Source organism: Paenibacillus sp. MMS20-IR301 (assembly GCF_032302195.1).
Taxonomy (GTDB): domain Bacteria; phylum Bacillota; class Bacilli; order Paenibacillales; family Paenibacillaceae; genus Paenibacillus_AQ.
Map to the genome: position 1 here is coordinate 3,501,306 of NZ_CP135275.1, position 23,449 is coordinate 3,524,754.

23 protein-coding genes and 1 riboswitch are annotated in these 23,449 nt (G+C 57.3%); of the genes, 3 read left to right on the forward strand and 20 right to left on the reverse strand.

Annotated elements, in window-relative coordinates:
* Window positions 1-350: 350 nt before the first annotated feature.
* The 13 genes from LOS79_RS15230 to LOS79_RS15290 all read right to left on the reverse strand — a co-directional run bounded on the left by LOS79_RS15230 (window position 351) and on the right by LOS79_RS15290 (window position 14,810).
* Window positions 351-1,907, reverse strand: a complete 1,557-nt coding sequence (locus LOS79_RS15230) for a cobyrinic acid a,c-diamide synthase CobB (protein WP_315421284.1) — start codon at window positions 1,905-1,907, stop codon at window positions 351-353.
* Complete coding sequence (locus LOS79_RS15235; protein ID WP_397386796.1) at window positions 1,900-3,033, reverse strand: cobalt-precorrin 5A hydrolase; 1,134 nt, start codon at window positions 3,031-3,033, stop codon at window positions 1,900-1,902. Before LOS79_RS15235 ends, LOS79_RS15230 begins: the two co-directional genes overlap by 8 nt.
* A complete protein-coding gene (gene cobM, locus LOS79_RS15240; protein WP_315421288.1) occupies window positions 3,026-3,883 on the reverse strand; it encodes a precorrin-4 C(11)-methyltransferase in 858 nt (285 codons plus the stop codon). The genes LOS79_RS15235 and cobM overlap by 8 nt, the downstream gene beginning before the upstream one ends.
* The gene (gene cobI / locus LOS79_RS15245; protein WP_315422249.1) at window positions 3,880-4,617 is read right to left on the reverse strand and encodes a precorrin-2 C(20)-methyltransferase; all 738 of its coding nucleotides are present in this window, start codon (window positions 4,615-4,617) and stop codon (window positions 3,880-3,882) included. The genes cobM and cobI overlap by 4 nt, the downstream gene beginning before the upstream one ends.
* Window positions 4,618-4,875: 258 nt before the next feature.
* Window positions 4,876-6,099: a precorrin-6y C5,15-methyltransferase (decarboxylating) subunit CbiE gene (gene cbiE, locus LOS79_RS15250; protein WP_315421289.1), complete on the reverse strand. Its 1,224-nt coding sequence runs from the start codon at window positions 6,097-6,099 to the stop codon at window positions 4,876-4,878.
* Window positions 6,092-7,426: a cobalt-precorrin-5B (C(1))-methyltransferase gene (locus LOS79_RS15255; protein WP_315421291.1), complete on the reverse strand. Its 1,335-nt coding sequence runs from the start codon at window positions 7,424-7,426 to the stop codon at window positions 6,092-6,094. The genes cbiE and LOS79_RS15255 overlap by 8 nt, the downstream gene beginning before the upstream one ends.
* Before the next feature lie 457 nt (window positions 7,427-7,883).
* A complete protein-coding gene (locus LOS79_RS15260; protein ID WP_315421294.1) occupies window positions 7,884-8,555 on the reverse strand; it encodes a precorrin-8X methylmutase in 672 nt (223 codons plus the stop codon).
* Between the two features lie 76 nt (window positions 8,556-8,631).
* Window positions 8,632-9,417 carry a precorrin-6A reductase gene (cobK, locus tag LOS79_RS15265; protein ID WP_315421295.1) on the reverse strand — a complete coding sequence of 262 codons (786 nt, stop codon included), beginning with the start codon at window positions 9,415-9,417 and terminating at the stop codon, window positions 8,632-8,634.
* Window positions 9,414-12,014 (reverse strand): precorrin-3B C(17)-methyltransferase, encoded by a 2,601-nt coding sequence (cobJ, locus tag LOS79_RS15270; RefSeq protein WP_315421297.1) that lies wholly within the window; start codon window positions 12,012-12,014, stop codon window positions 9,414-9,416. Before cobJ ends, cobK begins: the two co-directional genes overlap by 4 nt.
* Before the next feature lie 33 nt (window positions 12,015-12,047).
* The gene (locus LOS79_RS15275) at window positions 12,048-12,890 is read right to left on the reverse strand and encodes an energy-coupling factor ABC transporter ATP-binding protein (RefSeq protein ID WP_315421299.1); all 843 of its coding nucleotides are present in this window, start codon (window positions 12,888-12,890) and stop codon (window positions 12,048-12,050) included.
* A 78-nt stretch (window positions 12,891-12,968) separates the two neighbouring features.
* A complete protein-coding gene (gene cbiQ, locus LOS79_RS15280) occupies window positions 12,969-13,757 on the reverse strand; it encodes a cobalt ECF transporter T component CbiQ (RefSeq protein WP_315421301.1) in 789 nt (262 codons plus the stop codon).
* Window positions 13,741-14,046, reverse strand: a complete 306-nt coding sequence (locus LOS79_RS15285) for an energy-coupling factor ABC transporter substrate-binding protein (protein WP_315421303.1) — start codon at window positions 14,044-14,046, stop codon at window positions 13,741-13,743. Before LOS79_RS15285 ends, cbiQ begins: the two co-directional genes overlap by 17 nt.
* Window positions 14,046-14,810, reverse strand: coding sequence for an energy-coupling factor ABC transporter permease (locus LOS79_RS15290; protein WP_315421305.1), 765 nt, complete (start codon window positions 14,808-14,810; stop codon window positions 14,046-14,048). Before LOS79_RS15290 ends, LOS79_RS15285 begins: the two co-directional genes overlap by 1 nt.
* A 208-nt stretch (window positions 14,811-15,018) precedes the next feature.
* A riboswitch (cobalamin riboswitch) is annotated at window positions 15,019-15,214 on the reverse strand.
* A 159-nt stretch (window positions 15,215-15,373) separates the two neighbouring features.
* Between LOS79_RS15290 and LOS79_RS15295 the strand changes: the two genes are divergently transcribed.
* Window positions 15,374-16,315 (forward strand): ArsR/SmtB family transcription factor, encoded by a 942-nt coding sequence (locus tag LOS79_RS15295; protein ID WP_315421308.1) that lies wholly within the window; start codon window positions 15,374-15,376, stop codon window positions 16,313-16,315.
* 108 nt (window positions 16,316-16,423) lie between these two features.
* On the opposite strand, the gene LOS79_RS15300 is transcribed toward LOS79_RS15295, so the two are convergent.
* Window positions 16,424-16,699 (reverse strand): DUF6171 family protein, encoded by a 276-nt coding sequence (locus LOS79_RS15300; RefSeq protein WP_315421310.1) that lies wholly within the window; start codon window positions 16,697-16,699, stop codon window positions 16,424-16,426.
* A gap of 19 nt (window positions 16,700-16,718) precedes the next feature.
* Window positions 16,719-18,215 (reverse strand): alpha-N-arabinofuranosidase, encoded by a 1,497-nt coding sequence (locus LOS79_RS15305; RefSeq protein ID WP_315421312.1) that lies wholly within the window; start codon window positions 18,213-18,215, stop codon window positions 16,719-16,721.
* A gap of 331 nt (window positions 18,216-18,546) precedes the next feature.
* Here LOS79_RS15305 and LOS79_RS15310 point away from each other — a divergent pair, with 331 nt between their 5' ends.
* Together LOS79_RS15310 and LOS79_RS15315 are read left to right on the forward strand one after the other, a co-directional pair.
* On the forward strand, window positions 18,547-18,957 hold the full coding sequence (locus tag LOS79_RS15310) for a hypothetical protein (protein ID WP_315421314.1): 411 nt from the start codon (window positions 18,547-18,549) through the stop codon (window positions 18,955-18,957).
* 136 nt (window positions 18,958-19,093) lie between these two features.
* The gene (locus LOS79_RS15315; RefSeq protein ID WP_315421316.1) at window positions 19,094-19,504 is read left to right on the forward strand and encodes a peptide deformylase; all 411 of its coding nucleotides are present in this window, start codon (window positions 19,094-19,096) and stop codon (window positions 19,502-19,504) included.
* Window positions 19,505-19,592: 88 nt separating this feature from the next.
* Here LOS79_RS15315 and LOS79_RS15320 read toward each other — a convergent pair whose 3' ends face one another.
* From LOS79_RS15320 to LOS79_RS15340, 5 genes are all read right to left on the reverse strand, one after another.
* Window positions 19,593-20,534 carry a 5'-3' exonuclease gene (locus LOS79_RS15320; RefSeq protein ID WP_315421318.1) on the reverse strand — a complete coding sequence of 314 codons (942 nt, stop codon included), beginning with the start codon at window positions 20,532-20,534 and terminating at the stop codon, window positions 19,593-19,595.
* Window positions 20,535-20,561: 27 nt separating this feature from the next.
* On the reverse strand, window positions 20,562-20,927 hold the full coding sequence (locus LOS79_RS15325) for an arsenate reductase family protein (protein ID WP_315421320.1): 366 nt from the start codon (window positions 20,925-20,927) through the stop codon (window positions 20,562-20,564).
* Between the two features lie 80 nt (window positions 20,928-21,007).
* Entirely contained in the window at window positions 21,008-21,976 is a 969-nt protein-coding gene (locus LOS79_RS15330) for an RluA family pseudouridine synthase (protein WP_315421323.1), read from the reverse strand.
* On the reverse strand, window positions 21,973-22,539 hold the full coding sequence (locus LOS79_RS15335) for a cob(I)yrinic acid a,c-diamide adenosyltransferase (protein WP_315421324.1): 567 nt from the start codon (window positions 22,537-22,539) through the stop codon (window positions 21,973-21,975). The genes LOS79_RS15330 and LOS79_RS15335 overlap by 4 nt, the downstream gene beginning before the upstream one ends.
* A gap of 103 nt (window positions 22,540-22,642) precedes the next feature.
* A complete protein-coding gene (locus tag LOS79_RS15340; protein ID WP_315421326.1) occupies window positions 22,643-23,407 on the reverse strand; it encodes a class I SAM-dependent methyltransferase in 765 nt (254 codons plus the stop codon).
* Between the last annotated feature and the right edge of the window lie 42 nt (window positions 23,408-23,449).

Below are 23,449 nucleotides of genomic sequence, written 5' to 3' on the forward strand. Positions count from 1 at the left end.
CACAGACCTTATCCGCTCAAAATAGGCCTTTTGGGCGGTCTTGCGGACACCACGGACCTTATCCGCCGCTTTTGATGGGCTAACTCCGCTTTTCCGGCGAAATAACGGCGCTGGTGTCCGCAAGTCGGCACTTTGCTGCCTTTCCGCAGGCTTAAGGTCTCTCATGTCCGTAACGTTTAGCCAGTCACATGAACAACCGTTACGCGACTGGCTACTTTCTGAACAGGGAGCCAATTCAGTCCATTTACCTGCTCGGCAGCTCATTGTACTTGAGTTTCCGCTTAAAGGTGAGACTTCCGGCCGCTGGCATCCCTACAGTTCCAAGCTTCCCTCCACCAGCTCTTCTTTTTCTAAGTTTTATAGTTCAATCTATATAGCTTCTGTTCATGATAAGCACGGCATGCCGCCACCAGCCGCCCCGCTGCCGGGAGATGAGAGGCCAGATGGACATGGGCATAAGCTGCCATAACATTGCCGCTGCTGTTGATGTAACCTTCCGGACGCGTGCCGCCCCGCCCTTTGCTCTCATAGACAAAGGTCCGGGCTTCACCCGGAAGGTAGTCCATGACAGAATAATGGAACTCATGGCCGCGCAGCTGCTCCCCCTGCTTCAGCAGCAGGTTATCCTGGAGCGCCGTCACTTCCCGGTAGCCGAGGGCGGCGCGGCGCTCCTGCATCACTGTATGTGCCGGAATGATTCCGGCCATCGTATGCACCACGCCCGCACGGTCAGTCAGGCTGCGGGCCAGAACCATGTAGCCGCCGCATTCAGCGTACAGCGGCATCCCGTCTGCGGCTGCAGCCCTCAGCCCGCTCAGGAAGAGCGGATTCGCAGCTATAGCAGCGGCGAATTCTTCCGGGAACCCGCCGCCGAGATAGATTCCATCGGCTTCCGGCGGGATTCCCCCGCCGCTGAGCGGGCTGAACGTTACCAGCCGCGCTCCGGCCCGTTCGAGCAGCTCCAGGTTATCAGCGTAATAGAAATTGAACGCTGCATCACGGGCGACAGCAATGACGGGCTGATACGGCTCAGCTACAGCGCTCACCGCTGCCGCAGAAGGCGGCGCTGGCAGCGCAGCTGGCGGGCAGGGTGGAGCAGCGGCTTCCGGCAGCTGCTCCACCGCCAGCTGTGCGGCAGCCGCCGGCCTTAGCGATGCGGGTCCAGCTTGCACAGGGCAGCGCAGACCAGGCGCAGCAGCGGCAAGCTCCAGCAGCCGCTCCAGATCGGTGCCCTGCGCGAGCAAATCAGCCGCATGGTCGAATAAGGGCGCAAGCTCCCCGCGCTCCACCGCGGGGAGCAGGCCGAGATGCCGCTCGGGAATATCGAGGCCGCTGTCCCGGGGCAGCCAGCCGATCACGGGAATGCCGCAGGCAGACTCGATGGCAGCCCTGACCATCTGGTAGTGGCCTTCGCTGCCGCAGCGGTTGACTATAACCGCTGCAATCCGTACCTCCGGCTCCAGCTGCCGGAAGCCCAGCACAATAGCCGCAGCACTCCGTCCCATGCTGCGGACATCCACGACCAGCAGCACCGGACTGTCCGTCAGAACCGCAATCTCCGCGGTTGACCCGGTAAGCGCAGTATCCTCTTTACCGTCATACAGCCCCATAACGCCCTCAATAACCGACACATCCGCGTGCTCCGAAGCACGCAGGAAATACTGCTGCAGGTAACTGTGGGTAGTCATCCATGAATCCAGATTGCGGGAGGGCCGGCCTGTGACGGCACTGTGGTAGGCAGGATCGATATAGTCAGGCCCGCATTTGAAGCCCTGCACCTTCAGCCCGCGGCGGGCAAAAGCCCGCATCAGACCGAGGGTAACTGTTGTTTTACCGGAACCGCTGCCTGTACCGGCCACCACGAAGCGCGGACGGTACAGCAGCTCCCGCCGGATCTTGTCATCCATGCCTGCTCTCCCCCTTCTTCACGCACGGTACATCATGCACAACCCGGGCTACGGCGATGGTCACATTCCCGCTCTTGTGCTTGCGGAGCAGCAGTTCCCCCGCTCCTGAAGACAGCAGCGCAGCCGGCTCGCAGACTCCGTACGCTCCGGTAGCTCTGAATACGGCCGCCGACGGATTGTCCAGCGCAATTGTGTTCAGCTGCTCCGGTGAATACAGCTCCAGCTCCCAGCCATACTTGGCACACAGGGCCAGCAGCCCGGCTTCGTCACCTTTAATTCCTGCTGTAGCGGCATTGCGGACGCTGTGCAGCGACAGCCCAAGCTCCGCCAGCGTGTGCAGCACTACAGCTTCCAGCTCCGCCGCCGCCGTGCCGCGGTTGCAGCCAAGGCCAAGCACCAGGCTGCGCGGGCGGAATACTACCGTGCTGCCTGGTAATGCGGCTGCCTCCGGCTCAAGCAGCAGCCTGTCCGTCACTATGATTGCCGCCGGGCAGCTGAAGCCGCTGCCGAGCAGCTCCTCCCTGTCCGTGAACAGCCGGACATGCTCCGGCAGCACTGTTCCCGGAGGAAGCCAGCCGCGCTCCCCGCTCTCTTGCACGAAAGCCACCGGCTCCCCGTTGACGAGTGCAGCACTTACCGCCTTCATCCCGGCGAAGCTGTCCGGCCGCCAGCCGTATTCCTGTCCAAGCAGATCTACAGCGAATATGCCCTGTACATCCGAGGCTGTTGTAATGACAGGATGGCTGCCGAGCAGCCCGGCAATCTGCAATGTGAGCCTGTTGGCTCCGCCAAGATGACCGGAGAGCATGCTGATGACATGCTCTCCGCGCTCGTCGATGACGATAACGGCGGGGTCGGTTTTTTTGTCCCCGAGCAGCGGAGCGGTCAGCCGGACGGCAGCTCCCAGAGAAAAGAACAGAATAATTGCTTCATAGCTCCGGAAAAGCTGCGGAAGCAGGTCTCTAACCGGTCCGTCAAAAGCCGCAATCTCCCCGGACTGCCCCTCAAGGCCGCCGCAATACTTGGCATAACCATAAACTGCAGTACCGCTCAGCTCTGCTCCGAGCTTCGCTGCAAGCATGATTCCATTCCGCGTAATGGCAACCGCAGCATAGCGCTTATGCACGGGCCGCACCGGGCTGCTCAGACTGAACGGTCCCGCCGGATTCAGCAGGTTCACCTGCTCCGGTTCCTTCGCGGCAGCCATGGGTAAAACCCTTGTCATACAGCTTGGAGCGGTGCTGATCCCGGTCACTGAGACCCGGGTCCAGCGCCCAGCCGGCCAGGATCATAGCATGCATGGTAATTCCCGCAGCGAGCAGATCCTGCTCCAGCCTCTCTACGGTTGTCCGCAGGATCTGCTGGTCCGGCCAGGTCGCCCGCTTCACTACAGCAACCGGTGTGTCCGGACTCCAGCCTGCGGCGAGGAATTCCCCGGCTGCATGACCGGCCAGCGAAGCGCTGAGGAACAGCGCTACTGTACAGTGATGCTCCGCCAGCCTTCGCAGCTGCTCCCGCTCCGGCACAGGTGTCCGGCCCTCCGCACGGGTCAGGATCACCGTCTGGGTCAGATCAGGCACGGTCAGCTCTGCGCCAAGCGCCGCCGCTGCGGCGAACACAGAGCTGACCCCCGGCACGATTTCGTACCCGATGCCGCATAACTTCAGCAGCGTCATCTGCTCCAGAATTGCGCCGTACATGGAAGGGTCACCCGTATGAACGCGGGCGACACTCCGTCCCCCCTGGACTGCTGCGGCCATCAGCTCCACTTGCTGCTCCAGATCCAGCCCTGAGCTTTTGACAACCTCAGCATCCGGCTTCGCACTGTTAATCAGCTCCGCGCTGACCAGTGAATCGGCATACAGCACCAGATCGGCGGAACGCAGAATCCGGCTGCCTTTGACCGTAATCAGCTCGGGATCACCCGGCCCCGCACCGACGATATACACTTTAGGTTCCAGCAAGAGGCCCGTCATTTGCTCACCACCATCAGACTTAAGTACTCCAGCTCCTTGCCCCGCAAATCCCGGGCATCCCGCCATACTGTTTCATGCGGTGAGGTCACCTTGGTAACGACAGAGGCCTTGCCGGAGAGGCCCAGCTCATCCAGCACATCCAACAGCAGATCCAGCACCTTGGCTACCTTAAGGAAGACCACGGTCTCATGATGCAGCAGCGCTTCCTTCAGCGCCTCACGGTCAGCCGTAGCCGGAATGATCCCTACCCGCTGATCCCCGTCAGCGAGCGGCTGCTCCAGGGCTGCCGCTGCACCCAGCACCGAGGAGATGCCCGGAACTGAAACAACCGGTACCCCGGGATGAAGCTCCTGCATCAGCCGGGCCAAATGAATGAAGGTGCTGTAGAGATTCGGATCGCCCTCCGTCACAAAAGCCACATCCCGCCCCTGGCGCAGCTCTGCCCAGCACAGCTCCACCGTACGGTTCCAGCCGCTTGCCAGCAGCTCGGGATCCTTGGTCATCGGGAAAACAAGGCCCAGCATCACCGTTTCTTCCGGATTGACATGCAGCTCGATGATTTCATGAGCGTAGGATTTGCCACCTTTCTTGGTTGCTGGATAGGCTACCACCGGGCATTCCCGCAGCAGCCGGCAGGCTTTGAGCGTAATCAGCTCCGGGTCTCCAGGGCCGACTCCAACCCCGTACAAGGTTCCAAGACTCCGCGGTGCAAGCTGCTCCTCCGCCTTCACCATTTCCTCGTCCACGGCATCATAGAGCGCGCTTGCCGCCTGCATTGCCGCCTCTGCCAGCAGTGCTTCAGCTTCTTCTCCGGCTGCTTCCAAAGCCCCTTGTCCTGTAACGTTAGTTCTCATAGCTTCTTCCCCTTTCTCACCGGTTAATTTCATATTGATTTCGGATCCATATGTAAATAGAACACCATTACGCCTGCGTTTAAACAATGACGGACCTGGTGCGTCAAAATGATCACTGAATGCCCGGCGTCAGCGGCATCAGCCCTTCCGCCCGCTGATCACATAGACGGGATTCATTCCGTCAAACCGGGTCATGCCGAGTATCGGCTTGCCGCGTGACGCCTGCAGCATGGTTACTTCAGGGGCCAGCCCCGCTGTCCTCAGCGCTTCCATACTGCCATGCAGCGTCTCTACTGTAATCGCTCCCACTACAATCCGGCCTTCCGGCCGGAGCCTTGCGGCGGCGGTTGCGATAATGTCTGCCAGCTCACCGCCGCTGCCGCCGATGAATACCGCATCCGGGTCAGGCAGCTCTGCCAGTCCCAAAGGTGCTTTCGCATGAATGATCTGGAAATCCGCCCGGAATTTACGGCGGTTCGCTTCCATGTTCGGCAAATTCTCTGCCCCTTTCTCCAGGGCATAGACCTTGCCGAGCCGGGCGATCCGCGCACATTCTGCAGCAACCGCACCCGAGCCGGAGCCGATATCCCAGACCACTGCATCCTCGGACAGATTCAGCTCCGACAGGACCAAAGCACGGACCTCGCGTTTCGTAATGAGTCCTTTCTCCGGCTTGCGCTGCTCAAATTCTCCGTCCGGGTAGGCGAAGCCGCGCCGCAATGGAATACTTGTCCCCGGCATTCTGCGCAGAATCACTACATTTAACGCTGCGAAGCTGCCTCTCTCCATCTCCTCCAGTGTCCAGAACCGGCACAGCTCTTCGGCTCCGCCGAGCCGCTCGCAGACAAATGCCTCATATTCCGTCATCCCGAACTCGCGTAAATAGGCGGCAATCACTCCGGGCGTATTGCTCCCGTCCGTCAGCAGCGCGACTTTGTGTTTGCCGTCTATGCGCTGGGCCAGTCCCTGAAGGGGACGGCCATGCAGGCTGATCAGCTCCGCATCCTGCCAGCTGTCCCCCAGCCGGGCAAAAGCCAGCTGCACACTGCTGTAATGCGGAATCACCTCAACATGCTCCGGCCCGAATTTACGGACAAGATAACCGGCGATGCCATAAAAGAGCGGGTCCCCGGAAGCCAGCACCACCGTCCGCCGCTCTCTCCACACTTCCTCCAGCTTCTCTGCAAAAGGCTTCAGCCCGCCTTGCAGAACGATTTTCTCACCCGTATATCCGCTGAAAAAATTCAGCTGCCGCTCGCCCCCGAGCAGCACCTCACTGTGATTCACTTTGCTTAGGCTGTCCGGAGTCAGTCCCCCGGCACCGTCTTCTCCGATCCCGATTACATAAATCAGATTACCCACATACCTCCGCCCTTCCCAGCACCCGGCCCTTCATTGTGATTAATACCATCCTTACAGTCATGCCTCCGTTTATAGCTTTGAGACTCTGCTCGCAGGCAAGCCGGCACAGCTGCTCAAAGAACACGGAATTTCCCGCCTCAGTCATCATATCCACTACCTGCGAAGCTGTATTCGCGGCTGCAATCTCCCGTACCTGCTGATTATCTGCACCTGCATCCGCCGCCACCGCTGCCAGAAACCCGAAGTCAACCGGAGCATTCCTGGAGTGAATCAGCATAGCTCCCTGTGCGACTTTGGAGAATTTCCCGGCCATGCCGACGAAGGTAACTTTACGGATGCCATACGCCTTGGCATGCCCTAGCGAGAAGCCCACATACTCCCCCATCTGGATAAAAGCTTCCTCCGGAAGCTCTGCGAACATCCCCAGCGCATATTTCTCACTGCTGCCGCCTGTAGTCAGAACAATCTGCCCGTTCCCCGTTGCCGCTGCAACCGATATCGCCTGGACCACACTGGCTTTATAAGCCTCTGTATCAAACGGCGTAACTACGCCCTTCGTGCCGAGAATAGAAATTCCGCCGATGATTCCAAGCCGGGGATTAAGCGTCCTCTGGGCGATGCGTTCGCCTTCCGGCACGCTGATGACCACCCGCAGCCCCCGCGCTGCGCCATGCTCCTCCAGCACACCGGACACCGCTTCAAGAATCATCCGCCGGGGCACCGGATTGATAGCTGCGGCACCGACCGGCACCGGCAGGCCCGGCTTCGTAACCCGGCCGACTCCGCGTCCCCCGTCGATCTCCACACCCGGATGGTCCAGCCAGCTTACTGCCGCCTCGATCCGGGCCTGATGAGTCGCATCGGGATCATCCCCGGCATCCTTGACTGTGGCACAGGCTGCGGAGTCCTCTCCCTCGCTCCACCAGTCGGTAAGCTCAAACGTATGCCTGAATCCTGCCGGGAGATCAATCTCTACAGCTGCAAAGCGCTCCCCTGTAATCAGCAGCAGTGCCGCCCCCTTCGCCGCAGCAGCAGCACAGGCTCCGGTCGTATACCCTCTGCGCAGGGCGGCGGCAGGGGCGGTGGAATGCTCCGGTACATGGAGTGGCGCTTTCACTTCAGCTTCAGCCTCCGCCTTTGCTTCCGCCACCGCTCTTGCCTTTACCGCATTTGCTTCTGTCTCGGCGCCGGCTCGCGCCACTGCTTCAACCGCTCTACGGGTACAGGAACGCTCTATCTCTTCCTTTTCAGGCGGGTCCGCCTTATCATTCACTCCTGCGTCTCTCCGGTCCCGGCCTGCCCGGTTATCCGCTCTTCCCTCACTCATGTAATCCCTCTTCGCTGATGGTATTTAATCATTCTGAAGCATTGCTGGCATAATCAGGAGTACATTAGAGGAAATAAGTAACTCCAGGCAAACGGGACAAGCAGCTGCCGCCAATATCACTCACAAGCAGATGCAGCCGGCTGTAATTTATTTGGATTTTCTCCGATATGCCCGCCTGCATTCACCTGAAATTGCTGCCGGGAGCGCAGAGAATATCTCCAAGGGGATTTAAATGGATTTTCGGCACTTAATTATCCTGTCTACCCTCCTTCACCGATAATAGTTGGATTTTCTACACTTAATCCGGCTCATATCAGCATCGTACGGTAATTCAGGTGAAATTAAGTGCCCTTTTTCCAATTAATTTATTGCGGCAGTAGATTTCAGCCGATTTAAGTGTCATTTATCCACTTATTTCCTGAATCACTGTGAGCATGTAAGAGATCATGGCTGAGCTCTAATCCCGGTCCCGGCTCTCCGCAGCCCGGCGTACGGCCAGCAGACTCAAGGCGTTCACTGCAGCGACTACGGTTGTGCTTCCGCCTTTGCGGCCGATGTTGGTGATATAGGGGATATCCAGCTTGCGCAGCTCATCCTTGGATTCCGCCGCCGAGACGAAGCCGACCGGCATGCCGATGACGAGCCCCGGCCGGGCTGCGCCTTCTTTGATCAGGCGAATGAGTTCCAGCAGTGCTGTCGGTGCATTGCCGATCACATAAATTCCGCCCGGAGCCTCCGCACAGGCTTTGCGGGTAGCGAGAATCGCCCGGGTCGTTCCCAGCGCCTTGGCTTCTTCCACCACATCAGGATCGGAGATATGCACTCTGACCTCCCCGCCGTACCGCTGAAGCCGCTCCTTGGCAATCCCCGCCTCGACCATCCGCACATCGGCAATAACCGGCATCCCCTGCAAAATAGCGCTGATCCCCGCCTCAACCGCCCGGGGATGAAAAACAATACTGCGGCCCAGCTCGAAATCAGCAGAGGCATGGATGATCCGCTGTACAATCGGATACTCCAGGATACTGAAAGAGTGATCACCCAGCTCCTCCGTAATCATCTGAAAACTAAGTCCCTCTATCTCCTGCGGCTGCACTGTCAGCGGCTTAAATTCCGTTCCAAAATCCACAATCATCCCTCCTCCACACTTGTTACAAATAGGTTTAAATACTTAACCGGCACACCTTCAGTCCTGCACCGAGCAGTTACCGGGAGTTCCTTAGCGCAGCCTGTACAGCAGCCGTGAGCTCGTCAAAAGAATCAAACACCGTCCCGTCATCCCCAAAGGACATCCCCGGCCGCACAATCATAATGACATAAAGCCCCATATCCAGCGCAGCCTGCAGCTTCTCATCCACCGAGCCTTCCGCTCCGCTCTCCTTGGTGATCATCACTTTGGTGTCATACTGCCGGTAGAGCGCCTCATTCATCTCTCTGCTAAAAGGGCCCTGAAGCGCAATAATATTACGCTGCTCAATACCGAGGGCCAGACATTTCTCCATATTCTCCACACAGGGCAGCAGCCTGACTGTCAGCCGGATATCCGGATCACCAAGCAGCGCCTCTGCGAAAATCTCCAGTGTTTTGCCGCCGGTTGTCAGCATAACCGGGCCTTTCAGCTCCTTGGCCCTGCGCGCAGCCGCCTCATAGGAATCCGCCAGGATCAGCCGGGGATGGCTGTCATAAATCAGGCTTTGCCGTTCGTAGCGAAAATAGGGGAGGCCCAGCGCTGCGGCCGCACCTATCGCATTGGCATGCGCCTCCAGTGCAAAAGGATGGCTGCCGTCCACCACCGCCCGGTAGCCTCCCTCCTGCAGCAGCGAGATCATCGCCTGCATATCCAGTCTGCCGGTCCGGGCACTGATTCCGGCGGCTTCCAGACGTTCAGCCGCACTCGGCGTTACGACAGAGGCCTGCACCGGCAGGCCTTGCCGGGACAGATGCAGCGCCAGCTCCCGGGCATCGCTGGTCCCGCACAGCATCAGGATCATCGCGGCTGCCGCTGAGCGATGGCCTGCTCCGGAGCCGCTGTTTCCGCGTCTCCCGTCTCCCGTACAGCTTGCCCGGCACTCCCGCCGGTCCCGTGGTGCCCATGCCCATGGTGCCCATGCTCGTGATGCCCATGCCCGTGGTGCCCGTGCCCATGCTCCTCCTCACCATGGTGGTGATGGTGGTGGTGGTGGTGGTGATGCAATGCCGCCTCGTCACGGTATTTGCAGTTGTCGCAATTACTGAAGGACTGGCCCTCCAGCGTCTCTTCAACCCGCTCAGCCAGCATATCAATAAGCAGCGGATGGGCGCCCAGCTGGCGGCCGGCCGCCACTTCTATTTCCGGATGGTCTGCGGCAAATTGCGCTGTTATTTCGCTGAACTGCTTCATTAGCACTCCGGTGAAGAGCAGGTACGGCACAACAATAATCTTACGCGCACCCAGCTTCAGACAGCGTTCAAGCCCTTCCGGCAGCAGCGGATTCGTAATTGCTATGAAGCAGGCTTCAACGCTTTTATAAGATGTTCTTTCCCATAGGAGCCGGGTCAGTTTGAAGAAATCACTATTAGCATCCGGATCACTGCCCCCGCGGCCCATCAGCAGCACAATGGTATCCTTATCCTCTACAGCCGGGGAAGGTGCTTCCGGCATACCCGATTCAGCTTGTATAGCCCGTTCAACCAGTTCTGCCTCATTATTATGCTCCGGCAGGGGGATAAGCCGCTCAGCTTCCCTGATGCGGTCCAGTACAATGTCTACAGCCCGCTCCTGCACCCCCAGCGGACGCCCGTAAATAAATCTGACCCCGGGATACCGCAGCTTGGCCTCGTCAATGGCCATAGGGATATCCAGCTTGGAATGCCCCGCTGCGAACAGAATAATCGGCACTACATAAATTTCTGTGGCATCGCCCTCTACACATTTGGCGATCCCGCCGGCAATAGAAGGTGAAGCCAGCTCTATGAAGCAGGTCTCAAATTTAAGCTCCGGCTTGCGCGCGGCAAGCAGGCTGGTGAACTGCAGCAGCTCCTCATTCCCTTCCTGGACCCGGCTGCCGTGTCCAACCAGCAGTACTGTTCTCATTATGCGTGCTCCTTCTGTGCTGTCATTATTCTTGGTGTTCTCTTCAATCCTGTTCATCCGGGCAAAAAAGGCATGAAATCGCTCCTGCTCCCGGCCTTGCGCAGAATACTGCTCTACGGCCGCAGTTACAGCAGCTATTGCCTCATCTTCATTCATGCCCTCGCGGACTAACGTACCTGCATGTGCACCCCGGCCCGATCTCTTACCGCCCAGATACAGCTCATAGCTGCCCCGCGAGTAGACCAGCCCGATGTCTTCCAGCACAGCTGAGCTGCAGATCATGCCGCAGCCCGCCACGCTGATCTGCAGCTCTCTGGGTACCGGGTGTCCGTGTAAGGATCTATGCAGGCGCACCGCTGCGCTTAATGCGTCACTCCGCCGCATGTCGCAGAAACCGCAGGTCTTCACCTTCACATAATCTCCGGGCAGGCTTATGTGCAGTCCGGCTTCTTCCAGCTCAGCTGCCGCCTCTAGCAGCACCCCCGTCCGGGTGCGCAGCAGCAAATGCCCGTCCCTGCCATAGACAAGCCGGCCCTCACTGCCGGCCAGCCCGGCCAGCTGCTTCAGCTGCCCTCCGCTAAAACTGCGGCTGCCGATGGCCGGGCCCACCTCCAGCTCGTAGCCCGCTACCCCGGCATCCGCGCCGCCTGGCTCACCTCCCGCTGCCCGCTCCGCTTCCGCCGCAGCGAGCGACCACGGCTCGGCCGCCGTGCGCAGCCGTTCATGCGGCTTCAGCGCCTGTGTCTGCGCGCTGAGATTATACTTGCGCTCATATCCGCGCGGCGTAACCATCAGCCCCTCATAGGCCATCGTCGCTGAATTGCCGACGACCACGGTAGAGAGCATGCCGATGTCATGCTCCAGCATGTCCTGCAGCGTCGTTACTACGGTATGCTGCCGGCTGCGGTAGGCGCTCTTGACAATGCCGACCGGTGTGGCAGGGTCCCGGTAACGCAGCAGAATCCGGCGCGCCTCTTCAATCTGCCGCGTCCGCTTGCCGCTGCGCGGATTATAGAAGGCAATGACGAAATCCGCCGCCCCTGCCGCCTCTATACGCGCGGCTATACTCTCCCACGGTGTAAGATGATCGCTCAGGCTGATCGTGCACGAGTCATGCATAACCGGTGCTCCCAGCAGCGAGGAGCAGGACTGGATTGCCGATATCCCTGGAATCACCTCAACTGTAACACCGTCAGCCGGATTCCAGCCGCGTTCAATCAGCACCTCATAGACCAGACCGGCCATCCCGTATACTCCGGCGTCACCGCTTGAGATGACGGCGATAATCTGCCCGGCTTCTGCCCGGCGGACTGCCTCCTGGGCACGGCTGACTTCTTCCGTCATCCCCGTACCCACAATCTCCTGATGCCTTAGCAGCGGCTTAATCAGATCAACATAAGTGTTGTAGCCGATAACGGCTTCACTCTCATCCAGGGCAGCCAGGGCCCGGCCGGTAATATGCTCCAGCGCTCCGGGACCGAAGCCGATAACCAGCAGTTTCCCTTGTTTCTTCATCCTTCTTCCCCCGTTCGTAAATGACTGTGCACACTAATCCAGCAGCCGCTGCAGCGCAGCCTTGAAATTCTCTGCCGTTCGTGGAGCCGCCTGCCCGGCAGTGAGCCGCTCAGGCAGGCTGTACCACAGATCGGCCAGCAGCGGAAGATCAAGGCCAATGGCCTGCAGCTCCTCCCGCCGGGCAAAAATCTCCTCCGGCGTCCCCGCCGCCCGGCACCTCCCCTGATCCAGGATAATGATCCAGTCTGCCCAGCGGTAAGCCAGATTCATATCATGCGTGGCCATGACCAGGCTTGCACCTTTGGCATGAATAACCTCAAGCCCCTCCAGCATCTGCATCTCCGATAGCGGGTCCAGATAGGAGGTCGGCTCATCAAGCAGAATCAGCTCCGGCTCCATCGCCATTACACCGGCGAGCGCTGTACGCTTTTTCTGCCCCAGGCTGAGCTGGTGAATCGGTTTATCCCTAAGCTCTTCCAGGCTGAGCAGCTTCATAATATTGCGGCAGCGAGCAGCGATCTCAGCCTCATCCATCCCGGCACCCCGCAGCCCGAATGACACATCCTCAAGCGGCGTGCTCAGGATCAGCTGCTGCTCCGGGTCCTGAAAGACAAGTCCTATACTGCGCCGCAGGGCAGCCAGCTCTTTTTTGGAATACGACAGCTCCCTGTCTCCCTGCACAATCCTGCCCTGCTGCGGACGCAGAATGCCTACGGCATGCAGGAAGAGCGTTGATTTGCCGGAGCCGTTGTGGCCAAGCAGTACTGTTTTGCGGCCTTTTGGGAAAGTGACCGTCAGTTCACGCAGCGCAGGCTCCTTAGTGTCCGGATAGCGAAACTCTACTCCTTCAAAAGCCAGACAATATTCCTGGTCCATAGCGCGCCCCTTCCCCTTTATCTGTATTTGGTTCGTTCAACTTCACAATGTCGTATTGTATCCGGTTTGCCGCATACGCTACCCAAGCCGCCACAACCACAGCTGTGCCAGCAGCAGCACGGTTATTCCGGCATACGCCCGGGCAGCATACCGCCGCGGCACAGGGCGTGCAGTATACGGCGGCAGAATAATCTCATCCGTGAATCCGCGGGCCAGCAGTCCCTGGGACAGCCCGTAATACCGGTGCATGGTGTTCCCGAAGAGCGCCCCCGCCATGGCTGCCGTCTCGTGCAGTCTGGCCTTATATCCTCTGCGGCCGCCGCGCAGCCGCCGGGAGAGCATCATCCCGTGTGCCGCATCGCTTAGCAGGAACAGGAAGCGGTACATGATCAGCATCAGCTCCAGCACAATCTGCGGCATCCGCAGCCTGCGGAGCACCTGCAGCAGCTCACTGAACGGCGTGGTGAGCATCAGGAAGAAGAAGCAGCTCATACAGGCTGCGACTCTCGCCAGCAGCAGGCCTGCCCGCTGCAGCCCTGCTGCTGTGACATACACTGGCAGGCCGGTCCCCGGAAGCCGGAATATACCCGGTGCTCCCGCGGCCGGATGGCCGAACTCTACCAGCAGTGCCGGGAGACTCAGGACATAGAACAGCAGCGCCGTACCAAAGAGCAGCCCGTAGGCGCGGACAGGGATTCCGGCATGCAGAATGCACCAGGACATCATCCAGAGCGTAATTACAAGCTGCAGCAGCGGATGGACTGTATAAGCGAGCAGGAACATCAGCGCCGCGAAGAAGCTTTTCCACAGGGGAGACAGCTGCCGCAGCGCATTGTTATACGAAAGAGTGTCAATTCGTCTGATCACTTGGCGTCTTCTGCTTCTGCAGGCCGTGCTTGCCCTTCAGCAGCCCCAGCGAATACCCGATCACTCCGGCTCCGAGCGCCGCCTGCAGGGCGAACAGCATACTTTCTGTCTCACCGGGCAGCTCGGTCAGCGGCTTGAACCAGGGCTCATAGGCCGGATCAATCTCCGTAACGGCCCCTTCGGCGGCATCATCCGCTCCCCCGAACTCACCCTCTACGAACAGCAGCGGCAGGACACAGAGAAGGACGACAACCAGCAGCATCAATCCATTCTTCCATTTATTGTTCATTAGGCGTTGCCTCCGTTCACTTTGCGCTTGAGCAGGGACAGTTCATTCGGGCTGTATGATTTCAGCCAGTTCCACAGGAGCACAGTCAGCAGCCCTTCGCTGATGGCCAGCGGAATTTGCGTGAGCGCAAAGATCCCCCCGAATTTCACGAAAGAAGCCAGAACTCCGCCATCCTCCGCCGGAAAAGCCACCGCAAGCTGGAAGGAGGTTACGACATAGGTCATCAGGTCGGCAATTGCGGCGGCGCAGAACAAAGCCAGCTTTTCACGCTGCGGCTGTCTCATTATTAATTTGTACACTGCATATCCGGCAAAAGGACCCGCTACCGCCATCGAGAAAGCATTCGCCCCGAGCGTCGTAATTCCCCCGTGCGCCAGCAGCAGCGCCTGAAACAACAGAACAACCGAGCCGATAACTCCCATCGGGAGCGGCCCCAGCATTACAGCGCCAAGTCCCGTACCGGTTGGATGGGAGCTGCTTCCGGTGACGGAAGGCATTTTGAGCGCCGAGAGAACGAACGTGAACGCTCCGGCCAGCCCGAGGAGCAGCTTCAGCTCCGGGTTCTCCCTGGTCATTGCTCTGAGCCGGATAATGCCCAGCACGAAAAACGGGATAAACGCCGCCCACCAGAATACCGCCCAGCCTACCGGCAGGAAGCCTTCCATGATGTGCATCGCCCGGGCTGTCCCCGGTTCATTCAGCATAAAATACACTGTAAATCCGGCAACCAGTGCCGCAAAACTCCAAAATCCGCGTTTTTTCATTTGTCAGCCTCCATTTTCTTCAAATCGGTCAAACCAAAAAACTCCCGCCCTTGAGGGTGGGAGTGCATGTACGCAGGTAATGTAGGGTGGCGAATGCCGCAATGAATAGCTGGATGCAATCTTGTATATTAAAGATCCCCTCCGGCTCTGCTGGCAGAACGCCTCTTCTAAATAACCTATCCGTACACCGCTCCTATCCGCGTAGAGTCGTGGTGTGCTTACACAAGGTAGGTCTCCTGGCTTGGAATACCGGCGCTGTGAACTTCGCCTTCCCCGGGTGATGCCCGAGTGACATGATGAAGCCCAGCTCTTCCTTACAGTGGCGGGACCGCTCGGGAGTTGCACCCGATTCCCTGTTACCCCTTGCCGCAGGCGGCAAGAGCACCTTGTATAGTCGCTAATTCACCCTACATCATAGCGGACAGAGCTTAGCCTGTCTGTGATAAAATTGGAGCGGATGGCGGCAGCATGCTCATTCGAGCGGAAAGTTGTTCATTTACTTGTAAGAACGTTGTTTGAGTAATATAATCATTAACTATATAACCTGAACGCGGAGGCAGCACATGAAACTAGATTTAACCGAACAATCCTTGCCCGTATATGAGGCATTATCCAGTGCGGTACGCCTGCAGATGCTGCGCCTGCTGGCCGATAAACCAATGAATGTTAAGGAGCTGGCCGGAGCACTTAAGCTCAGCAGCGCTATTATGACCATGCATGTGCGCAAGCTTGAAGCCGCCGGGCTAGTCCGGAGCCATATGGCTCCGGGCAAGAGCGGGCTGCAGAAGATCTGTACGCTGGCTGCTGACGGGGCCGAGATTATCTTCCCCGGACAGGCACGGGCGCAGCGCCGGAGCTACCGCAAGGAGATTCCCGTAGGCCATTATTCCGATTTCCGGATTGAACCTACCTGCGGCCTGTCCACCACAGAGAAGGTGATCGGCAATTTCGATGATCCGCGGTATTTCTGGGACCAGGAACGCGTGAATGCAGGCATCCTCTGGTTCGGCAAAGGCTTCGTGGAATATAAAATCCCCAACTTCCTGCTCTCCAGCCAGCAGCCGGAAGAGCTGGTCATCACAATGGAGATCGCCTCAGAAGCTCCGTCTATCAATAACAACTGGCCTTCAGATATCTCCTTCACCCTGAACGGCCGGCGGCTCGGCTTCTGGACAAGCCCGGGCGACTACGGCGACAGCCACGGCAAATATACCCCGGCTTGGTGGCCTGCGCTCACCAACCAGTACGGTCTGCTCAAGCAGCTGCGGATTACACCGGCCGGCACCTTCATGGACGGGCAGAAGCTCTCAGAGATCACGCTGGACCAGGTAGGCATCCGCGAGAAACAGTGGACCTTCAGGGTGGCCGTTGAAGAGGATGCAGAGCATATTGGAGGTCTTACCCTGTTTGGCAAAGGCTTCGGCAATTATAACGAGGATCTGGTCTTTGAGCTCTTTTATAATGATGCTGCCGATTCCCCGGGAAATGCCGGCCAGCCGGAATAAATTGCAAACACGCCAAACAGCGGCAGCGGGAGAACTTACCCTCAGGTAGGTTCCCCGCTGCCGCTGTTTCATTTACGGGCAGTATTAAGTTGTATTATCCGACGGCCTTTATTCCGCCACCGGCTGCCACAGGCCGCCGCCCGGAAGCGGACAGCCGCGCGCCTTCAGCCGGGCCACAACCGGAATGATGCAGCCGCAGGCGGTGCAGGTCACCCCGTCCTGCAGCTTGGGGCAAGTTCCGCACAGGGCAATCCGGCCCGCATAAACCTCATCCGAAGCCGTATTATCCGGATTGAACATGGAGGAAGCCAGAATACGGGCAATCTGCGCTTCCGTTACCTTGTATTCCTCCCGGCATCCTTTGCAGGCTGAAGCTGCTGTCATGCTGTTCACCTTCTTCTTATTAGGCTTCCGGTGTAATTTCCAGTACAGTTACCGACATTGGCGGCAATTCTACGGTAAGCGCAGTGCCCTCCAGCTTGAAGGCAGTGAACGGCTGCGGCACTACCGCTTCCGGCTGCTCGAAGGTATTATGGGCATCAATGGATGATCCGGCAAGCACAGTCCCGCTGACGGAAGCCGCCGCTACGGCCAGTCCGCGCAGCTCAAGCGGCAATGTGGCGGAGGTCTCGTGATTCAGATTGCACAGGCTGACATGAATTATACCTTCAGCCGTAATGGAAGCCGAAGCGGATACCTCAGGAATCTCACGGCCTTCATAACTGTACACCGGGCTGTCGATCGTCAGATCCAGGAGCTCGGCATCCTGATGCACCTTATACATGTTGAACACATGATAGGTTGGCGTCAGCACCATTTTCTCCCCTTCGGTCAGAATGACAGCCTGCAGCACGTTGATGGTCTGGGCGATGTTCGCCATCCGGACACGTTCGCTGTGCTTGTGGAAAATATTCAGGGTCAGGCCGGCAACCAGCGCATCCCGGATTGAATTCTGCTGGTAGAGGAAGCCCGGGTTCGTTCCCGGCTCTACATCATACCAGGTGCCCCACTCATCGACGATCAGGCCCACTCTTTTCTCCGGATCATATTTGTCCATAATGGTGCTGTGGCGGGTAACCAGCTCATCCATCCGCAGAGCCTTCTCCAGCGTGCTGAACCATTCATCCGCCGCAAACCCTGTAGCCGCCCCTTTGTTATGCCATTCACCAGTCGGAATCGTGTAGTAATGCAGGGTAATGGAGTCCATGAAGCGGGCAGCCTCGCGCATCAGTACTTCCGTCCAGTTGTAATCATCCACATTCGCCCCGCAGGCAATCCGGTGAATCTTGTTATCCCCGTAGTTGCGAACGTAAGTCTGGTAACGGCGGTACAGATCGGCATAATACTCAGGACGCATATTGCCGCCGCAGCCCCAGTTCTCATTCCCCACGCCGAAATAAGTTACGCTCCAAGGCTCTTCCCGGCCGTTCTTCTGGCGCAGCTCAGCCATCGGCGATACGCCGTTAAAGGTCAGATATTCAACCCACTCAGACATCTCCTGAACCGTTCCGCTGCCCACATTGCCGTTGATGTAAGGCTCACATTGCAGCATGTCACAGAGCATCATAAATTCATGCGTACCGAAGTGATTGTTCTCTACCGTACCGCCCCAGTGGGTGTTGATCATCCGCTTGCGCTCTTCGCTCGGGCCGATACCGTCTTTCCAGTGATATTCATCAGCGAAACAGCCGCCCGGCCAGCGCAGCACCGGAATCTTCATTTCCTTAAGCGCTTCCACTACATCGTTACGGATACCGTTGGTATTCGGGATCGGAGAATCCGCTCCAACCCAGATGCCTTCATAGATGCAGCGGCCCAGATGCTCGGCGAAATGCCCGTAAATGTTGCGGTTAATCGTTCCTTTGCGGATATCCGTGTTCAGTACAATACGTTCAGCCATGAATGTAACGCTCCTCTTTAAGTTAATATATTTATTAATCATTTAATACTTATATTAATATTATAGTCAGGCAGCTTCCCATTCGTCAATCTTTATATTAAGCGCCTTTGCCTGCAGTCCGTTAACCGCTATAATTTTGCAGAAATATCGTTCAAAAATACCATTTACGAATGGAATTTATTGGTATATATTGTAGGAGATATAAGAAATAAGGCACGGGAGGAGGCCGAATTGCGGTTCTGTTGGTTCAGGTTCTGCTTGGTTGAAGTTTTTTTGGCATGCATCCGGTTAAACTCTAAAAATACTTTATTTTTGAGAGGATGGATCATCTGTGAAAAAACTGAGTACTCTGTTATTTATTATGGTTATGGGCCTCACTCTGACGTTCGGCTTGACCGCATCGGCTAATCCCGCCATCGTAAGCTATGGGGGCAGTTATTCCAACACGTTTAATACGCCTGAGAGCAACTACGCCTACATTCTTCCTAATGCCAGTACAAAGGGGACCAGCGTTCACATTACGGCATCTTCAGCAAATACGCTTCGCCTGCACTATTACTGGAGCTACAATAATACTACGCTTGATCTGGGCACTATGACTGTTAACAGCACCAATTACTATGGAGGCTCCGGCTACTATGCGCCAGGCACACTGATTACAGTTGTAGAAAGAGTGCCCGGGGCCACTACAACACTAATTCCGTCTGTTACCTACACCATTTCTTTTAACGCAGCACCATAAGTACGCCAGATCCGCGAAGAGCCGCAAGATGACCTCTAAGTCCGGTCATCCTGCGGCTTATTTATTGTGCTATGTAAAAGCACGCCGGAATGATATTATGACAAGGGTACACAAATAAAGCATATTGGAGAGTAATATGATCAGACCTATTTGTAAAGATACGATGCTGCTGAGCCAGCGCTCCGCTCCGGCAACGAAGGATGATATTCCGGTGTTAGACGACCTGCTGGAGACGCTGCGGGCCAATAGTGACCGGTGTGTCGGGATGGCGGCTGATATGATCGGCGTTAATAAGCGCATCATTGCCTTCAGCATCGGACCGGCGAACATTGCCATGATCAATCCGGTAATCACGGGACGTGATACCCCCTACGAAGCCGAAGAAGGCTGCCTGTCTCTCGAAGGTGTACGGCGGACCGTCCGGTATCAAACCATTGAGGTAGAGTTCCTTGACCGCAACTTCAAGCAGCATAAGCAGAGCTTCACCGGCTTTACCGCGCAGATCATTCAGCACGAAATCGATCATTGCGACGGAATTGTAATCTGAATCTTATTTATGCCAAAAAAGCGCCCTCCGGCCGCAACGGTCCGAAAGGCGCTTTCCTTATGTGGCAGCTGTGGCGGCGGTTTGCGGCTTAGCCCAGATCCCCCAGCTCAATCTGCACAATTCCCCGCTCATCCCGTTCCTCGGCGATCCCGCCGATCAGATGCATCAGACTGCCGAACTCCAGCTCCTGGAACTTGCGTGCCGCCGTATCCCGCTGCAGCGCCCAGAGGCATTCCGTAAGCGTGCAGACCACCGGCACATCGCAGCGGATCTCCGCCAGCTCCCGGGAGAGATGCAGCATGTCGAGATCGGCTTCAATTTTACCCCGCACCCCTTTGGGCAGCAGATGCAGGTTCTCAATTACACCCTCCACCGTGCCGTATTCGATCAGAAGTTTGGTAGCCGTTTTCTCGCCAATACCCTTCACGCCGGGATAATTATCGCTCGTATCGCCCATGAAGCCCTTCAGGTCAATCACCTGCGCTGGCGTGAGGCCTCTTTCCGTAAGGAGTTCCGCCGGATCATACACTTTATAGTTGGACCGGCCTTTTTTCATAATCACGACCTTGACACTGTCATTCACCAGCTGCAGCATATCGTGATCCCCCGTAAGAATGTAGACCTCAGACTCCCCGCTATAGCATGAAGCCAGGGTTCCGATGCAATCATCCGCTTCATAGCCCGCGAGGCCGATATTCGGTACGCCCAGCTCAGCTACTACTTCCTTGACCAGATCGAATTGCGGGATCAGCTCCAGCGGCGCATCAATCCGGTTCGATTTGTACCCGTCATACTTCTCCGTACGGAACGTTCCCTTCCCCATATCCCAGCAGCAGACTACATGCGAAGGCTCAAACGTGCTCACCGCATCGAAAAAATACTGCAAAAACCCGTACACCGCATTCGTAGGCAATCCGGCTTTGGTCTTGCGGATATATCCTCCATAAGAGGTAGCATAAAAAGCCCTGAACAGCAGAGCCATTCCATCGATTATCATTACCCGGCCCTTCATTTCTGTTTCTGTGCTCATGTGTAACCTCTCCTTGTTAGCTGTAATTTAAGATTTGCTCCAGGCTTCCGCATATTGCTCCTCTTTGAAGCCGACCGTCACCTGCTTGCCGTCAGACACGACCGGACGCTTAATCAGCATCCCGTGAGCGGACAGCAGCGCCAGCTGCTCATCTTCGCTGAGGCCGGCCAGCTTATCCTTGAGATTAAGCTCCTTATAGACCTCACCGCTCGTATTAAAAAACTTCTTCAGCGGCAGCCCGCTGTGCTTCACCAGTACACGCAGTTCATCCACGGTTGGCGGCTGCTCGGCAATATGCTGCAGATCCAGCTCATGCCCCTGCTCCTTCAGCCATTTCACCGCTGCGCGGCAGGTGCTGCATTTCGGATATTGATAGACTTTCAATTGACTCATCGGCTTCTCCTTCTATTAAGAGCACAGCCTTGCGGCTGTACCGGGGGCTTGGTGATTATAGTAAGTGGATTTATTTAGATTCAATCAGCTATGGACCGCAGCTTCTCCTGCAGCAGCGCCATATCCGGCGGCAGCGGCGCGTCGAAGACCAGTCCGGCATGCGTGACCGGATGCCGGAAGGACAGCCGCACCGCATGCAGCGCCTGACGCGGGATGGCGGCGTCCAGCTCCGCGACAGCCGCGAGCTGCGCCGCTTCCCCGCGCGCATACAGCGGGTGACGGTACATGCCGTCACCGATCAGCGGACAGCCGATCGAGCTCATATGCACCCGGATCTGATGGGTGCGCCCGCTCTCCAGCTTCAGCTCCACCAGCGAAGCCGCGCTGGCGGTGTAAGCCTCCTTGACCTCGTAGCGGGTCAAGGAGGGATAGCCCTCCGGCGTCACAATCCGCCGGTGCGGCTCCAGCGGGTCACGGTCGATCGGCCCGTCGATATCCCCGCTGGGCACTGCTGGAACGCCGTGCACAAACGCTGCGTACCGCTTGTCCACTGTTCCGGCAATCATCTGCTCGGAGATATGCTGATGGCTGTAAGGATTCTTGGCAATGACCAGCACACCCGAGGTGTCCTGGTCCAGCCGGTGGACCGGGCGGAAGCGGACCCGCTCCCCCCGCGAAGCCCAGTAATGGACCACTCCGTTGGCGAGTGTGTCCGTGTAATGTCCATGCGTCGGATGGACAATAATGCCCGCCGCCTTATTCACCACAAGCAGGTGCTCATCCTCGAACAGAATATCAAAGGGAATCGCCTGCGGCATTATATCATCCGAAGTCTCCTGCTCCATGCGGATATCGACCTGATCCCCGCTGCTTACCTTAACACTGATATAGACACGCTCTCCGTTCAGCATAATGCCCTGCTCAGTCATCTTGAGCCGGGACAGCAGCTTGCGGGAGACATCCATCCGCTTCTGCAGGATGGTTTTGAGCAGCCAGCCGTCTTCATGCGGCGGCACAATATAGGTAATCGGCGGATAATAGCTGCTCATTTGTTCCGGAACACCTTTTTGCTGCGCAGATACTCTACCTCAGCAACCTCCAGGCGTGTATTGGCTGCGCGGGCCAGTGCGAAGAAATAATCGGACAGCCGGTTCAGATAGATTACCGCCTCCGGGTTAATCTCTGCACTCCGTCCCAGGGTAACCGCCCGGCGTTCCGCACGGCGGCACACGGTCCGGCAGACATGCAGCACCGAAGACAGCTGGCTTCCGCCGGGCAGAATGAACCGCTCCAGCACGGGATTCTCCGCCTGCAGCGCATCGATCCAGCCCTCCAGCCGGACGGCCATTTCGCTTTTCACCTTATACTTCTGCTCGCTCAGCTTCACAAATGCCAGATCTGAGCCGCAGTCAAACAGCTCATGCTGAATCTCCAGCAGCTGCTCCCGCACATCAGCAAACCGTTCATCCTCCATCAGGCTCCGGGCCTGGCCAACGAAGCAGTTCAGCTCATCTATGGTGCCATAAGCCTCGACGCGGACATCATCCTTGCCCACACGGCCCCCGATAACCGAGGTTTCCCCTTTATCCCCCGTACGCGTATAGATCGCCATAGTATTTATCCCCCTAAAGTTACAAATCACATAGTAATAGTGTAATCGTTCTTAGGTATGTAGGCAAACAAAGATAAGCATTTCTGACATGTAAATAACTCCCTTACGGCTTCCGGAAAGTTATGCAGTACATCAGGCCCTTGCATACTTCCTTATATTCCAGCTCCAGCATCTCCTGCGGAATGAGTCCGGCAATCCCCGGCAACTGCTCCTTCTGCTGAAAATATCCTTTAACCACAGGCACCTTCCCGTAGGTCCCCTTGACCAATTGCTCCGTCTCATCAGCTATCATCAGCTTCGTGCCCGGCTTTGCCACCCTGATCATCTCCAGCACCGCGGCAGCCGGATCGCTGAAATAATTAATCCCGCCGACATGATAGACGCAGTCAAAGACATTATCTGCAAAAGGCAGCTGCTCCGCCTGTCCCTGGAACAGCCGGGCCTCCAGCTTCCAGCGCCGCAGATTACGTACTGCCTGCTTCAGCATTCCGCTGGAGATATCCAGCCCGTACAGCTCTGCCTTAACGCCCAGATAGGGGAAATTATCCGCGCTGCCCGCCGAAGTCTCCAGTATGGAATCACCATCCTGCAGTGCAAGTGATGACAGAAACTGCTCCCTGTAGCGGCGTTCCCCGCCAAACTTCAGCGCAAAATACAGTGTATTGGACAGCCGGTAGAAACGGGCAATCCGGTTGTACAGCTCAAGATATTTTTTGTTGCTGCCTTCGGCAGCCGATTCTGCCAGAAATACAAAATATCCGTGCTGCCACGGATATTGTTGTCCATTCTGTATATTGACGGCCCCGGCAGGCGTAAGCTGAAGCTTGTCCTTAGTGTACGGGTCCATGAGCATTTCGTCTTGCAGCATCGGTAACATCTCCTTGTGGGGCAACACGTTCAGCACCGCCCG

Coding starts and splice junctions, on each gene's coding strand:
- cobJ (WP_315421297.1), bottom strand. CDS start 12,014: ATGAAGAAACAAGGGAAACTGCTGGTTATCGGCTTCGGTCCCGGAGCG.
- LOS79_RS15320 (WP_315421318.1), bottom strand. CDS start 20,534: ATGAGCACAGAAACAGAAATGAAGGGCCGGGTAATGATAATCGATGGA.
- LOS79_RS15300 (WP_315421310.1), bottom strand. CDS start 16,699: ATGACAGCAGCTTCAGCCTGCAAAGGATGCCGGGAGGAATACAAGGTA.
- LOS79_RS15335 (WP_315421324.1), bottom strand. CDS start 22,539: ATGGCGATCTATACGCGTACGGGGGATAAAGGGGAAACCTCGGTTATC.
- LOS79_RS15340 (WP_315421326.1), bottom strand. CDS start 23,407: ATGCTGCAAGACGAAATGCTCATGGACCCGTACACTAAGGACAAGCTT.
- cobI (WP_315422249.1), bottom strand. CDS start 4,617: ATGGTGAAGGCGGAGGAGCAGCTTGCACCGCGGAGTCTTGGAACCTTG.
- LOS79_RS15285 (WP_315421303.1), bottom strand. CDS start 14,046: ATGAACAATAAATGGAAGAATGGATTGATGCTGCTGGTTGTCGTCCTT.
- cobM (WP_315421288.1), bottom strand. CDS start 3,883: ATGACGGGCCTCTTGCTGGAACCTAAAGTGTATATCGTCGGTGCGGGG.
- LOS79_RS15290 (WP_315421305.1), bottom strand. CDS start 14,810: ATGAAAAAACGCGGATTTTGGAGTTTTGCGGCACTGGTTGCCGGATTT.
- LOS79_RS15315 (WP_315421316.1), top strand. CDS start 19,094: ATGATCAGACCTATTTGTAAAGATACGATGCTGCTGAGCCAGCGCTCC.
- LOS79_RS15305 (WP_315421312.1), bottom strand. CDS start 18,215: ATGGCTGAACGTATTGTACTGAACACGGATATCCGCAAAGGAACGATT.
- LOS79_RS15330 (WP_315421323.1), bottom strand. CDS start 21,976: ATGAGCAGCTATTATCCGCCGATTACCTATATTGTGCCGCCGCATGAA.
- LOS79_RS15295 (WP_315421308.1), top strand. CDS start 15,374: ATGAAACTAGATTTAACCGAACAATCCTTGCCCGTATATGAGGCATTA.
- cobK (WP_315421295.1), bottom strand. CDS start 9,417: ATGATCCTGATGCTGTGCGGGACCAGCGATGCCCGGGAGCTGGCGCTG.
- LOS79_RS15325 (WP_315421320.1), bottom strand. CDS start 20,927: ATGAGTCAATTGAAAGTCTATCAATATCCGAAATGCAGCACCTGCCGC.
- LOS79_RS15255 (WP_315421291.1), bottom strand. CDS start 7,426: ATGAGTGAGGGAAGAGCGGATAACCGGGCAGGCCGGGACCGGAGAGAC.
- LOS79_RS15230 (WP_315421284.1), bottom strand. CDS start 1,907: ATGGATGACAAGATCCGGCGGGAGCTGCTGTACCGTCCGCGCTTCGTG.
- LOS79_RS15275 (WP_315421299.1), bottom strand. CDS start 12,890: ATGGACCAGGAATATTGTCTGGCTTTTGAAGGAGTAGAGTTTCGCTAT.